Origin of the sequence: Pseudomonas sp. S8 (assembly GCF_050473925.1) — a bacterium.
Classification (GTDB): Bacteria; Pseudomonadota; Gammaproteobacteria; order Pseudomonadales; family Pseudomonadaceae; genus Aquipseudomonas; species Aquipseudomonas parakoreensis.
The window spans coordinates 1-13,378 of the sequence record NZ_JBFDVZ010000010.1 but is presented as its reverse complement, the minus strand read 5'-3'; the positions used below and the strand labels follow the sequence as shown (position 1 = coordinate 13,378).

The window sequence follows — 13,378 nt, the reverse complement described above, 5'->3', positions numbered from 1 at the left end:
TGAGCTCCGATCCCCGAGTCTGTATACTGCGCCCTCGTCTTGAACACTGAGGTCGTTGCATGCCATCCGTTATTTCCACCGACGTTCTGATTGTCGGCGCTGGTGTCGCCGGCCTCTGGCTGAACGCGCGTCTGCGCCGCCAGGGTTTTTCGACCGTGCTGGTGGAAAGCGCCAGCCTCGGCGGCGGGCAGAGTGTGAAGTCCCAGGGCATCATCCACGGTGGCGCCAAATACGCGCTGCACGGTGCACTGACCGGCGCCTCGGAAGCCATCGCCGACATGCCGCGCCGCTGGCGTGAGGCGCTGGCCGGCAACGGCGAGCTGGACCTGTCCGGCGTGCGCGTGCTGTCCGAAGCGCATTACCTGTGGTCGCCCGGGGCACCCTCGCCGGCAACCTCACCAGTTTCTTCGCAGTAAAGCCGTGCGTGGCCGAGTCGATCAGGTCAAGGGCGATCAACTGCCGCCGGCGCTGCAAGACAAGCGCTTCAAGGGCAAGGTCTATCGCCTCGCCGAGTTGGTGGTCGACGTGCCGAGCCTGATCCAGCGCCTGGCCGATCTGGCCGGCGACGGTCTGCTCGCCGGGCAAAACATCGAGCCGCTGCTGGAGGCGGGCGTGCTGGTCGGCCTGAAGGTCGACGGTCGTGAAATCCACGCTCAGCGCATCGTGCTCAGCGCAGGGGCCGGCACCGCGCAGTTGCTGGAAGACCTGGGCCTGACCCAACCGGCGATGCAACGCCGACCGCTGCACATGATCATCGCCAAAGGCCCAAGCCTGAAGCCGTTGTACGCCCATTGCCTGGGTGGCGGCACCAAGCGCGCATCACCGTCACGACTCACCGGCCGCTGATGGCAACTGGGTCTGGTACCTGGGCGGCGACATTGCCGAGAGCGACGGGGGTGGCCCGCGAGCCTGCCGAACAGATCGCCACCGCGCAGAAAGAACTCGGCCAATTGCTGCCGTGGATCGACCTGAGCCAGGTGCAATGGGCGACCTTGCGGGTGGATCGCGCCGAACCGCTGCAAACCGGTCTGACCCGCCCGGACAACGCTTTCCTTGCCGAGCAGGGTCGCCTGCTGGTGGGCTGGCCGACCAAACTGGCGCTGGCACCGGACTTTGCCGACCGGGTCATCGCCTCACTGGAGCGCGACGGCATTCAGCCGCAACCTGCCGAAGCATTGCCGGCGCTGCCAAACCACCGATGGGCGTACCGGCCTGGGAGCAATTGTTGCCATGAGCGTAGCGACCCTGCACGAACTGCATCGCCCGCTGGGCAGCACCGGCCTGCTGGTGTCCCCGCTGGGCCTGGGCACGGTCAAGCTGGGCCGCGACCAGGGTGTGAAATACCCCAACGGTTTCCAGATCCCCGACGATGACGCGGCACGCTTGCTGCTCAAGCAGGCCAAAGGTTTGGGCATCAACCTGATCGACACTGCCCCGGCTTATGGCCGCAGCGAAGAACGCCTCGGCCCGTTGCTGCGCGGCCAGCGACAGGACTGGGTGATCGTCAGCAAGGTCGGTGAAGAGTTTGCCGACGGCCTGTCGCGCCATGACTTCAGTGCGGCGCATACACGGATGTCGGTCGAGCGTAGCCTGCGACGTCTTGAAACCGATTTTATCGACCTGGTGCTGGTGCACTCCGACGGCAACGATCTGGCGATCCTCGAGCACGAAGAGGTCTACGCCACCCTTGCCGCACTCAAGGCCGAGGGCAAGATTCGCGGGTTCGGTTCTCCGCAAAACCGTCGAAGGCGGGCTCAAGGCGCTGGAGCAAGGGACTGCGCGATGGTCACCTACAATCTGAACGAACAGAACGAGAAGGCAGTCATTGACTATGCTGCTGCCCACGGCAAAGCCATTCTGGTGAAGAAGGCGTTGGCCAGCGGCCATGTGTGCCTGAGCCCAGGCGTGGATCCGGTACGCGCCAGCTTCGAGCTGTTGTTCCAGCAGCCCGGCGTGGCCAGTGCTATTGTCGGGACGATCAATCCGCTGCACCTCGCCCATAACGTTGCGACCGTTGCCAGGTCCTTCGTGGTCACTGACGCGCCCCGCGGCCTTAAGCAGGAGCCGACATGCCGCGTACGCTCATCAGAAAGAACCCGAGCAACTTCAAGACACTGCCGCTGTTCGTCGAGGCCACGCCCGAGGGTCTGAGCTATCAGAGCGTCGGCATGCCGCTGAATTTCGCCCAGACCTTGCAGCGGCGCAAACCGGTGAGCGTGGCGGATGCCGAGCGTTTCGCGGTGGAGCTGGCCAACCTCGGGGTCTCGGTGCGCCTGACCCTGCATTGGCAGAATCGCGACTACTGGGTGCTGGTGCGCCAGCGTCGGCAGGATCGCGGCGACGTGGTGCTCAAGCTGATTTCCGGTTACGTGCCAGCCCATGAGCTGAACATCCCGCTGCACACCGCGATTCAAGAGATTGCCGAAGAGTGCCTGCTGGAAACCCCGGAGGGCTGGCTCGGCGGGCGATTCACGACACATGGCTGCCCGCGCCCTACTCGTCCGCCCTGCATTATCGCGAAGCGCTGCCGTTTCGCCTGACGCCGTTGTCCGGCTCGGCGCGGCCGGTGCGCTGCGCCAATCTGCAATTGCTCGAACGGCCCCGGGCCTATGTGCATTTGCCCACCGCGTCGCTGCAACTGATCTACGACCTGCGCCTGGAAGTACCAAAAGAAGCCAAATCGCTGAGCCTGTTTCATGTCGATGAGCGGCTGGAGGGTGATCAACTGGTGGCGCGCCTGGACCGCAAGCGTCCGGATCTGTACCTGATGCCGTTGCAGGACGGTGAGCCGCTGGCTGAGCTGTACACCTTGAAGAAAGGTCAGCTGTCTCCGGCCGGCACGCGCGGTCTGTATTGGCCGAAAGTTTTGCCAGACAGGATGGCTGGCTGGTGCGCGAGGAGCGGATTCGCTGGAAGGACTGGCTGCGCCAGCAAGGCCTGACGCCGCCGGAGAAACCCACGGGCCTGGCGCGGTTGCGCGCAAGGCGAAGCAACTGCTGAAGAAGATCGTACCGCGCAAGAAAGTCAGTTCCTGAAACGCAAAAGATCGCCGCTTGCGGCAGCTCCTGCAGGGAAGCGCATTCCAATGCAGAAGCTGCCGCAGGCGGCGATCTTTTTAGCTTGAATCAGTGACCGCGGATTTTCTCCACGATCGCCGTGGTCGAGCTGTTTTCACCAGCCCCAGCACTTTCACCGTGCCGCCGTAAGCTTTGACGATGTCGGCGCCGACCACCTGGTCGATACCGTAATCACCACCCTTGACCAACACATCCGGTTTTGACTTCGCGCAGCAGGTTTTCCGGGGTGCCTTCCGGGAAGCTGATCACCCAGTCCACCGCACCGAGGCCGGCGAGGACCGCCATGCGGCGGTCGACACTGTTGATCGGACGCCCCGGCCCTTTCAGGCGGCTGACCGAGGCGTCATCGTTGATCGCCACGATCAGACGGTCGCCCTGGGCGCGCGCCTGCTCGAGGTAGGTCACGTGCCCGGCGTGCAGAATGTCAAAGCAGCCATTGGTGAAGACGATTGCGCTCGTTATGCGCGCGAGCATCGGCCACTGCCAGTACCAGTTGCTCCAGCCCCAGCACACCGCGTTCCGAACCTTCTTCACGCTGGATCGCGCGACGCAGTTCCGGAGCGCTGATCGCTGCAGTACCGAGCTTGCCGACCACAATACCGGCGGCCAGGTTGGCCAGCGCCACCGCGTGCGGCAGTTCTTCACCGGCAGCAATTGCCGCCGCGAGGGTGGAAATCACCGTGTCACCGGCACCGTCACATCGAACACTTCACGGGCACGGGCCGGCAGGTGCAACGCCGGATGCTCCGGACGCAGCAGGGTCATGCCGTGTTCGCCACGGGTGACCAGCAGCGCGCCGAGTTCGAGATCGTGCATCAGGGCGGCGCCCTTGCTCACCAGCTCGTGCTCATCGGCGCAACCACCGACGATGGCTTCGAATTCGCTGAGGTTCGGCGTGATCAGGCTGGCGCCACGGTAAATCGAAAAATCCTTGCCCTTGGGATCGGCCAGCACCGGAATGCCTTTGGCCCGGGCCGCCTGAATCAGGGCCTGATGGTTCTTCAGCGCGCCTTTGCCGTAGTCCGACAGCACCAGCACTTTGATGCCCTCGAGCAGATCATCGACCTGCGAGGCCAGGGCCAGCGCATCGGTGGCAAACGGTTCTTCGAAGTCGATACGCAGCAATTGCTGGTGCCGGCTCATGACCCGCAGTTTGACGATGGTCGGCTGATGCGCGATGCGCTGGAACAGGGCACGCACGCCCGCGCCCTGAGACTGTTGCTCAGGCTGTCGGCGGCTTCGTCATCACCGGTCACACCGACCAGCGACGCCGGCGCACCCAGCGCGGCAATGTTCAAGGCAACGTTGGCAGCACCGCCCGGACGGTCTTCGATTTGCTCGACTTTTACGACCGGAACCGGTGCCTCAGGGGAAATCCGTGAGGTTCCACCATGCCAGTAACGGTCGAGCATGACATCGCCGACCACCAAGACTGGGGCTTGATCGAATCGCGGCATGGACAACTTCATGGAGCAACCACATACAAAATGAACAGGGGCGCGATATTAACACAGGGTTGGCGCAGGCTTGAGTGCAGCCTGCAACAGGATGAAACAGTCCGTCACTTTGCTCATTTTTTGAGCACCAGCGCCGCCAGTTGCTCACAGGATTCGGACAACTCCAGCGCCTCGGTGTCGATCTGCCACTCGGCTGCCAATGGCGCTTCGTAAGGACTGTCCACGCCCGTCAAGTGCTTGATCCTTCCTTCCCGCACGGCCTGATACAAACCTTTCGGATCGCGACGGGCGCAGACTTCGAGCGAAGTGCTGACGTGCACTTCAATGAACTCATCCTGCGCAAACAGCCTGCGCGCAGCGTCGCGCTCGGTGCGGAACGGCGAAATGGCCGCAACGATCACAATCAGCCCGGCGTCGACCATCAACCGCGCCACCTCAGCCATACGCCGGATGTTTTCCCGGCGGCAGAGGTCGCTCATGCCCAGGTCGCGGCACAGGCCATTGCGCACATTGTCGCCATCGAGCAGAAAGGTGTGCAGACCCGACGCATGCAGGTGCAGTTCGAGGGCATTGGCCAAGGTTGACTTACCGGCGCCGGAAAATCCGGTCAGCCACAGGCAGCGTGGGCGTTGCGCCTTGAGCGCTGCGCGGGCCTGATGTGACAACGCCAGACCGTAAGGCCGAATGGCCGGGGCTTGCATCGGCATTGACAGGTACTCATTCATAACCGAGCAACTCGTAATCACGCTGATAAACCCGACGCACCAGACGCCGGGTGCGCACCGTACAGAACTCCCGCGCCGGCATCGTTTGCCTTTCCCGCGAGCCGTTGACGTGAGGCAACTCGCCAGTCAGCCCCAACTGTTCGCAAACCAGACGAAAATCCCGCGCCAGATGCTCCTGATAACCGATGAAGTCCAGCGCCAGATGCCCCAGCGAATCGGTAAGAAAGTCGGTCTGTGCCGCAAAGTGCAATTGCCGGGCAATCGTTTCCGGATGCAGCCAGCGTGCGACAAAATCGTCGAAATCCCGGTACTGCCGCACCAACTGCTGCGCCGAATGGTCACGCGCGCTCAACTCGTTGCCACGCAAAAAGGCGTAGGCCGAATAGGCGCGCTCCAGCGGGTCGCGGACAAAGGCGAACTTGAAGGCGTTGGCGAACTGCTCGGGAATTGCTCTTCGTACCAGTACAACGGCAAGTGCCCGGGACGCCAGCCGTCGAACAACGCCGTGCAAACGCTGCTGCCGGCACATTTCGGGACATGGATGAACAGGCAGGAGCGCTGCTGGAAGGGCTGGGGAAACGTCAGGTTGGCCGACATCGACTTGTTCACCACCTGCCGATCGACCACCGACAGGCGCCCGAGCAGAAAGGCTCGCTGCGGCTTGGGCAGCAGTTTCCAGAGATAGCGTTGCAACATGAAAGCACCCGCGCGACGGGGATGGCCCCCTCGATAAAAGTCAGAGTTCAGTGAGGAACCTTAACAAGCGCGGTGTCCGGATTTATTCCGGTTTGGTCAAGAAGGGTAAAGGTCTGGATACAAACGACTGTGGGAGCGAGCCTGCTCGCGATAGCGGTGTGAACATGCGACACGGACGTCGTCTGTTGCAGTGCTTTCGCGAGCAGGCTCGCTCCCACAGGGCAGGGCCTGGAATCAGGCGATATCTTCGGCCGGCGCATCCAGGCCCATGGCGTTGAGGCGCGCGTAGTAACCATTTTGCGCCAGCAACTGATCATGGGTACCACGCTCGACAATCCGCCCCTGATCCATGACCAGAATCAGATCGGCCTTCTCGATGGTCGACAGACGGTGAGCGATCACCAGTGTGGTGCGACCCTTCATCACCTGATCCAGCGCGGCCTGAATATGCCGTTCGGATTCGGTGTCGAGCGCGGAAGTAGCCTCGTCGAGAATCAGCAACGGCGCGTTCTTGAGCAGCGCGCGGGCAATTGCCAGACGCTGGCGCTGGCCACCGGAAAGCAAGACGCCGTTCTCGCCGACCTGGGTGTCCAGGCCTTGCGGCAGTTGCGAAATGAAGTCCATCGCGTAGGCATCACGCGCGGCTTTCTCGATGTCTTCACGTGGCGCACCGGCCAGATCGCCATAAGCGATGTTATTGGCCACGGTGTCGCTGAACAGGGTGACGTGCTGGGTCACCTGGGCGATATGACGGCGCAGGTTGAGCAGCTTGTATTGCTCGATTTCCACATCGTCGATAAGGATTTCGCCCTTGTCGTGGTGATAGAAACGTGGAATCAGGTTGGCCAGCGTTGACTTGCCGCTGCCGGAACGGCCGACCAGCGCGACCATCTGTCCCGGCTGGACCGAGAAGCTGATGTCGTCGAGCACCTGACGCTCGGTGCCCGGGTAGGTGAAGCTCAGGTTGCGCACGTCCAGGCGACCGCTCACCGAATCGCGCTCGACGGTGCCCGTATCGACTTCCGGCTCGACGTCCAGTTGCTCGAAGATGCTTTCGGCACCGGCCACGCCTTTCTGGATGGTCGAGCTGACCTCGGACAATTGACGGATCGGCTTGGGCAGCAGACCTGCCAGGGTGATGTAGGCGACCATGTCACCGGCCGAGGCGTCACCGCGCAGGAACAGCACGAGGAACATCAGCACCGCCATGGCGGTGTAGATCACCAGTTGCAGCATCGGCGTGTAGATTGCGCCGGTACGGGTCATGCGCAGTTGCTTGTCGGTGTTGCTCTGGCTGGCGTTGAGGAAACGTTGCTCTTCGTAAGCCTCGCCGCCGAAGCTGCGCACCACGCGATAACCCTGGATGGTTTCCGAGGCCACATGCGTGACATCGCCCATCGCCAGCTGGATCTTCTTGCTCTGCTTGCGGAATTTCTTGCTGGCGGTGCGCACCATTACGGCGATGAGCGGCAGGATCGCGACCATCACCAGGGTCAGCTTCCAGTTCATGAACAGCAGCGAGGCAAACAGGAAGATCACCGTCATGCCTTCACGGATTACGACCTTGATCGCATCTGTTGCCGCCCCCGTGACCATGGTCACGTTGAAGGTGATACGCGAAATCAGATGACCGGAGTTATGCTTGTCGAAATAGCGGTTGGGCAGCACCAGCAGGTTGTTGAACAACTGCACACGCAAGTCATGCACCAGCCCGAGGGAAACCTTGGCCAGGAAGTAGTTGCCCAGATACGAGCCCAGCCCCTGCCACGCGGCGATCAGAATGATCAGCAGCGGGACGGCCTGCAGCAGTTGCAGGTCACGCAGGTAGGGCACAGAGGGAAACAGCACCGCTTCAGGATTGGACAGGCCATCGACAAAGTACTTGAGGATGTAGCCGAGCATCGGCTGCGTCGAGGCGAAAATCAGAAAGCCGACGATGCTGATCAGGAACAGACTGATGTACGGCCGGACGTAGCCGAGCAGGCGGAAGTAGATTTTCAAGCTCGAAGGGCTTGCGGCGGGACTGGAGTCGGTCATATCACGCGAAAGTCGATAAAAAGGACGCTGACTTTAGCACAGCTTCTTCAGGGTTCTGGCAATCGGCGAAAGGCTGTTATTGTTATGCACCTTTTCTGCATCAAATAGCCATCACTCGAATGGTCGATCAACCTCAGGAATGAATCTCACAGCATGCAACTTCGCGGCTTCAGCGGTACGTCCAATCGAGTTTTCGATTTCATTAGCCTGTGGATACTCCCCACCGGTTATTTCCTGCTCCTGTGCGCGCTGTTCTTTTTGCCGGGTCGAAGCCTTCATCACAAGTTGTTCTACGGGCTGTTCAGCATCCCGACACTGATCGCACTGTGCCTGCGCCCGCGTGAGCTCAAGGAGCTGCTGCGCGAGCCGATTTTCATCGCGGCCCTGCTGTTCGCTGCGTGGGCGTTGCTCAGCCTCGCCTGGGGGCCAGGCGGCGAGCCGCTCGGCGGAATGTTCAAGCCGCCACTGCATACCTTGCTGCTGTTTGCCGGCTGCTACCTGCTGGTGCGCTACCGCGCCGACATCCTGCAACCCTTGCTGTTCGGCGCAGCGCTGGTCGCCCTGATTGCAACCACCATTTTCCTGTTCATGTTCGCCCGGATCTATGAACCGGGGATGCGCCTGATTGGCGGCGGCGCCTTCGATAATCCGCTGCTCAGCTCTCACCTGTTCGGGTTCTTCAGCGCCTACTGGCTGAGCGTGACCATGACCTGCAAGCGCCGCCAGATGATGTGGCTCAGCGTACCGGCGATGGCCGTCATGTTCATGGCGGTGATCGGCACCGGTTCCAGAACGCCGCTGGTAGCACTGACCATGGCCGCGTTGTGGCTGTGTTTCATTTGCTGGAACCGACGTTCGGTAGGGTTATTGATCGCGCTGGCCCTGAGCGGCGCGACCGTTCTGACCCTGTTTGCGCAGATGATCATTGAACGAGGCGATTCCTACCGCCTGGAAATCTGGCAGAAAGTGCTGCACATGATTGCTGATCACCCCTGGATCGGCCATGGCTACAGCGCCAGCCTTTCCGTCGACCCCGGCAACGGTGTCAGTTTTCAGGAGCCGCACAGTTTTGTCCTGGGGGTCCTGTATTACGTCGGCATCATCGGCCTGCTGCCATGGCTGTTTTTCCTGCTATGGGGCCTGCTGAGCAGTTGGCGTCAGCGTGTACAGCCCATGCTGATCATTGCTTCGACCTGGCTGATATTCGGTATCGGCGCAGGCCTGACAGAGGGTGGCGGGATCATTTCGCGGCCCAAGGAGCACTGGTTCCTGCTGTGGATCCCGCTGGCACTGATCGCGGCGCTGAGCATCAATCAACGCGCGCGGCGCCTGTTGACCCTGCCCGTGCAAAAGCTGTCGGTGACAGGCCTTGAGCAATTGAGCCGCGAAGCCCGGATCATCGAAGAAGACGGCCTGGGCCCGAAAGTCCTGTGCCTGAGCGATGGCAGCTTCCTCAAACTGTTCCGTCGCCGCCGCTGGTACACCTCCGGCAGTTTCAACCCCTACTCCGAGCGGTTCGCAGTCAACAGCGAACAACTGCGCCAGATGGGAATTCCCACCCCGCAAGTATTGAACGTTTACCGTCTCGATGATGGCAGCAGTGCCGTGCATTACGCACCGTTGCCTGGCCACACCCTGCGTCAGGTACTGCAGAGCATTACCGCCCCGGCGGTGCGTCAGGCGTTGATCGAACGCTTCGGCAAATTCATGGCGCAATTGCATGAGAAAGGCGTGTACTTCCGCTCGCTGCACCTGGGCAACGTACTGGTACTGGAAGATGGCGAGTTCGGCTTGATTGATTTGGCCGACCTGCGCATCTACCCGACCCCGCTCAGCCTTTCGATGCGTCAACGCAATTTGCGTCATATGCAACGTTACACTGTCGACAAACGCTGGCTGTTCGAGGATCACCTCGATGCCCTGCTCCAGGGATATGCTGTGACGGCGTCCAAATCCGCAGTTGAAAACCTGCACAGGCAAGTGCTGGCCGGCAACGCCCCGGCCCGAGTTCAGTGATGATCGAAACCAATCCTCTTATTGCGCTGGCAGCCTACCTGCTGGCCATCGTCACCTCCGCGCTCCTGTTGCGCGCGGTGCCGAAAATTGCTCGGCACCTGCAGCATTCCGGCGAAAGCCGCTATGCGAGCATCGACGGTCTGCGCGGCTATCTGGCGTTTGGTGTGTTCGTGCACCATTCGATCATTACCTGGATCTTCTTGCGCACCGGCGTGATCGACTTCCCTCCGAGCAACTTCTATTCGATGCTGGGCCAGGGCAGCGTCGCGCTGTTCTTCATGATCACTGGGTTCCTGTTCTGGAGCCGCTTGCTCGCGCAAGGCCGCAACCATGACTGGCTGGCGTTCGGCGTCTCACGGGTATTTCGTCTGTACCCGCTGTACCTGCCATTGATGCTGCTGGTGTTCGTCTCGATCTTCCACTTGCAGAGCTGGCAGCTGAAAGAGCCGGGGCTGGAAGTGCTCAAGCAGGTTCTCGCCTGGCTGACGTTCGACCGCCCGGACATCAACCAGTACCGACACTCCGGCATGCTGATATCCAACGTCACCTGGACGCTGGCCTATGAAGTGTTTTTCTACCTGGCACTGCCATTGGCCGGACTGGTGTTCATCTACCGCGGCAGTTGGTTGCAAGTGGTGCTGTGCCTGATCGGCATCTACGCGCTGTACCAGATCATCGGTTGGGAGCATTCGCTGAAGAAACACTTTCTGGCGAGCTTCCTCGGCGGTATCGCCGCCGCGTACTGGATTCGCCGCCCGGCGCTCGTGGCATGGAGCCAGTCACGCCTGGCGAGCATCATCGCCGTGCTCGCGCTGGTGATTGCGTTCACCGCGTTCAGTCGGGCGTTCAAGACTGCGCCGCTGTTTTTGCTGACGCTGTTTTTCGTGATCGTGGCTTCCGGCAACAGCCTGTTCGGCGCGCTGAAACCACGCAGTATTCGCTGGCTCGGCGAAATCAGCTACAGCACTTACCTGCTGCACGGTTTCGTCCTGTGGCTGATGGTGCAACGGCTGCCGCTGCTGCTGGATATCGATGCGCGGGAAACTTCGGTGTACCTGCCCCTGGTGGCGATCTGCACGTGCCTGCTGATTCTGATCAGCAGCGTGACCTTCCTCTATATCGAGCAACCGGGCATGGCTGCCGGCAAGAAGGTTGTGCATTGTTGCGCCAGCGCCAGAAGGCGAAAAGCGCCTGCCGGAGAAAGTCGCTCGCTGAGTGCGAGCGACCATGACCTCAGTCCTTTTCCAGCGGAGAAAAGAGCAAACGCCCCAAGCCGCGCCAGGTTTTCTTGTTCCAGGGCCTTGAACGGGATCTGTGCCAGCAGTTCGCGGGCCAGCTTGCGATTGCGGTTGGCGGTCTTGAGGAACATCGAGTTCAGCGCCTTGAAGCGTACTTCGTCATACAGCGGATGATCGCTGAACAGCGCATAGGTGCGCAGAATATTCTCGATCATGAAGCGATGGTTCTTGTACGAGTTGGTGGCGTGCTTGCGGTAACGCGCCATCACCACATTCAGACCATCGATGAAGTAACCGGCGCGGGTCACCTTCAGCTCGATGTACAGGTCCTCAAGGCGAATCGTCGGATCGAACCCGCCCACCTTGTCCAGCGCCTCACGACGGATGCATCAGTGTTGGCGCCGGCGGATATGGCTTGCGCTCAAGGAACATATCGTCGAAATCCAGACGGCGGAACGGCACGTCACGGCGCTGACGCTTCTCCGGGTAAAGGGCTGCCATCGGCGTGCATCAATTCGATGTTGCCGGCGCAGATCCCGGACTTCGGGCTTGCGGCCATGTACGCCACCTGGGTGGCGATTCTCTCGGGTACATGATGTCGTCGGAGCCGAATGGCACGATCAGGCTGCCCTTCGAACGAGGCGATAGCGCCATTGAGGTATTGGTCAGGCCCTGATTCTGCTGCACACGAAAATCGAAACCGTACTGCGCCTGCAATGCGCTGATGCGTTCGACACTGTCATCCTTCGAGCCATCATCGACCACCAGCAGCTCATGTTCTTGTAGGTCTGATTGAGGACGCTGAGGATGCTTTCCTCGATATACGGCCGTGGTTGTACGAAGCGATGATCACCGTGACGAGGGCGTTGGCTCACTCATGACTTGCTCTTCGCTCACGGTCTGCTCCTTGCGGGCCTGTTCCAGGCCAGAATCGATCAAGTCCAGGTATTGCTGACGGAACACCTCGATGTCGTGTTGTTCCTGCAGGTACGCGATAAGCCTGCTCGCCCTTGGCCTTGAGTTCTTCATCCGATAGCGCGAGATAGTTGTCCAGCGCGGCGACCAGACTCGGTACATCCTTGGGTGTAATCGCCAAGCCACCGGCGCCTTCGATCAGCGGCAACATGGCCGGCACATTCGAGGCGATCACCGGCAGGTGTCCGCTCATGCCTTCGAGCAACGCCAGACCGAGGCCCTCGGCCAGCGACGGCATGATCCAGATGTCGAACGCACGCACGTATTGCAGGGCGTTTCTTGAAGCCCAGCAAGTGCGCACGCCCGCTCAGGCCCAGTTGTTCGATCTCGGCCGCCAGCGGCGCCTGCAGGCGCCTGCTCCGATGATCGCCAATTGAGTGTTCGGGTATTTGTCTTTCAGCGCGGCAAAGGCTTGTAGCAGATAGGTGTGGCCCTTGACCGATACCAACCGCCCCAGCGCGCCAATCAAACGCACAGTCGGGTCGAGGCCCAACAACTCGCGGGCTTTGTCGCGGCTGTGCTGCAAGCCCTCGGCCTGCTCGATGTCGATGGCATTGGTAATGGCGTAGGTGTTCTGATCGGTGAAGCCGCAATCGCAATCGAGCAGGTACTGTTTGACCGCCGGTGACACGCCGACAAAGCGCCAGTGCCGATCGATCAGACGCTGGGTCTGACGACGTCGGTAAAAGCGGTCCGTATTCGCCCGAAACCGTGGGAGATGCCAATGCACAGCGGCACCTTCAACCAGCGATTGAGCGCCAGCATCATATTCACCGGCTTGAAGCGGTTGCAGATCACCACATCGAACTTTTCCCGACGGCAGAACTTGTACAGCTGCCACATCGCCCGCAGGCGCATGCCTTTGAGCGACTTGTCGGAAAACTCGAAGTACACCGAACGGTCAGCCCGGCTCACCGGCTCGCCCGGCCCCGGTTTGCCGCGCAGGAACGCCGCCGTGACTTCATAGCGATCAGCCGGTAACGCCTTGACGATCTGCTCGGCCAGGTCGGCGAAATCATGGGCTTTGACGTTGTAGTCGGGTTGCAGCTGCAACACCTTGACCCGTTGACTCATGACTCTCCCCGCTGATCGCCCGTTCACGTGCTTCAATAACCAGAACAATTCCTGGCGTCTGACCGCTTTTCGAAAAAACTCGT

The 13,378-nt window shown here is 61.0% G+C and carries 5 protein-coding genes and 7 pseudogenes; 5 read left to right on the top strand and 7 right to left on the bottom strand.

All coding sequences use genetic code 11. The annotated features are described in order from the left end of the window. Positions 1–59 precede the first annotated feature (59 nt). The 3 genes and pseudogenes from AB1J88_RS00830 to AB1J88_RS00820 all read left to right on the top strand — a co-directional run bounded on the left by AB1J88_RS00830 (position 60) and on the right by AB1J88_RS00820 (position 3,035). A pseudogene (locus AB1J88_RS00830) lies at positions 60–1,234 on the top strand (NAD(P)/FAD-dependent oxidoreductase). Next, entirely contained in the window at positions 1,231–2,151 is a 921-nt protein-coding gene (locus AB1J88_RS00825; RefSeq protein ID WP_430289966.1) for an aldo/keto reductase, read from the top strand. Before AB1J88_RS00830 ends, AB1J88_RS00825 begins: the two are co-directional and overlap by 4 nt. After that, a pseudogene (locus AB1J88_RS00820) lies at positions 2,070–3,035 on the top strand (metal ABC transporter ATPase). The gene AB1J88_RS00825 and the pseudogene AB1J88_RS00820 overlap by 82 nt, the downstream one beginning before the upstream one ends. 90 nt (positions 3,036–3,125) lie before the next feature. Here the strand turns inward: AB1J88_RS00820 and hldE are convergent. From hldE to msbA, 4 genes and pseudogenes are all read right to left on the bottom strand, one after another. Then, positions 3,126–4,546: pseudogene (hldE, locus tag AB1J88_RS00815) on the bottom strand (bifunctional D-glycero-beta-D-manno-heptose-7-phosphate kinase/D-glycero-beta-D-manno-heptose 1-phosphate adenylyltransferase HldE). Positions 4,547–4,647: 101 nt separating this feature from the next. Continuing rightward, positions 4,648–5,259, bottom strand: a complete 612-nt coding sequence (gene cysC, locus AB1J88_RS00810; protein ID WP_430289965.1) for an adenylyl-sulfate kinase — start codon at positions 5,257–5,259, stop codon at positions 4,648–4,650. Then, positions 5,252–5,955 (bottom strand): annotated as a pseudogene (locus tag AB1J88_RS00805) (sulfotransferase family 2 domain-containing protein). The gene cysC and the pseudogene AB1J88_RS00805 overlap by 8 nt, the downstream one beginning before the upstream one ends. 234 nt (positions 5,956–6,189) lie before the next feature. Beyond that, complete coding sequence (gene msbA, locus AB1J88_RS00800; protein WP_041065811.1) at positions 6,190–7,992, bottom strand: lipid A export permease/ATP-binding protein MsbA; 1,803 nt, start codon at positions 7,990–7,992, stop codon at positions 6,190–6,192. Between the two features lie 153 nt (positions 7,993–8,145). On the opposite strand from msbA, the gene AB1J88_RS00795 reads away from it, so the two are divergent. Both AB1J88_RS00795 and AB1J88_RS00790 read left to right on the top strand, forming a co-directional pair. Beyond that, entirely contained in the window at positions 8,146–10,008 is a 1,863-nt protein-coding gene (locus tag AB1J88_RS00795; protein WP_430289964.1) for an O-antigen ligase family protein, read from the top strand. Beyond that, positions 10,008–11,054: pseudogene (locus AB1J88_RS00790) on the top strand (acyltransferase family protein); the annotation flags it as partial. The gene AB1J88_RS00795 and the pseudogene AB1J88_RS00790, both read left to right, overlap by 1 nt. 187 nt (positions 11,055–11,241) lie before the next feature. On the opposite strand, the pseudogene AB1J88_RS00785 reads toward AB1J88_RS00790, so the two are convergent. The 3 genes and pseudogenes from AB1J88_RS00785 to AB1J88_RS00775 all read right to left on the bottom strand — a co-directional run bounded on the left by AB1J88_RS00785 (position 11,242) and on the right by AB1J88_RS00775 (position 13,295). Continuing rightward, positions 11,242–12,099 (bottom strand): annotated as a pseudogene (locus tag AB1J88_RS00785) (glycosyltransferase). 18 nt (positions 12,100–12,117) lie between these two features. Then, a pseudogene (locus AB1J88_RS00780) lies at positions 12,118–12,852 on the bottom strand (glycosyltransferase). Between the two features lie 26 nt (positions 12,853–12,878). Beyond that, positions 12,879–13,295 carry a glycosyltransferase family 4 protein gene (locus AB1J88_RS00775; RefSeq protein ID WP_430289963.1) on the bottom strand — a complete coding sequence of 139 codons (417 nt, stop codon included), beginning with the start codon at positions 13,293–13,295 and terminating at the stop codon, positions 12,879–12,881. Positions 13,296–13,378: the final 83 nt, after the last annotated feature.

Excerpts from the sequence above, each read along its gene's own strand:
- AB1J88_RS00825 (WP_430289966.1), top strand. The coding sequence starts at position 1,231 with ATGAGCGTAGCGACCCTGCACGAACTGCATCGCCCGCTGGGCAGCACC.
- AB1J88_RS00795 (WP_430289964.1), top strand. The coding sequence starts at position 8,146 with ATGCAACTTCGCGGCTTCAGCGGTACGTCCAATCGAGTTTTCGATTTC.
- msbA (WP_041065811.1), bottom strand. The coding sequence starts at position 7,992 with ATGACCGACTCCAGTCCCGCCGCAAGCCCTTCGAGCTTGAAAATCTAC.
- AB1J88_RS00775 (WP_430289963.1), bottom strand. The coding sequence starts at position 13,295 with ATGAGTCAACGGGTCAAGGTGTTGCAGCTGCAACCCGACTACAACGTC.
- cysC (WP_430289965.1), bottom strand. The coding sequence starts at position 5,259 with ATGAATGAGTACCTGTCAATGCCGATGCAAGCCCCGGCCATTCGGCCT.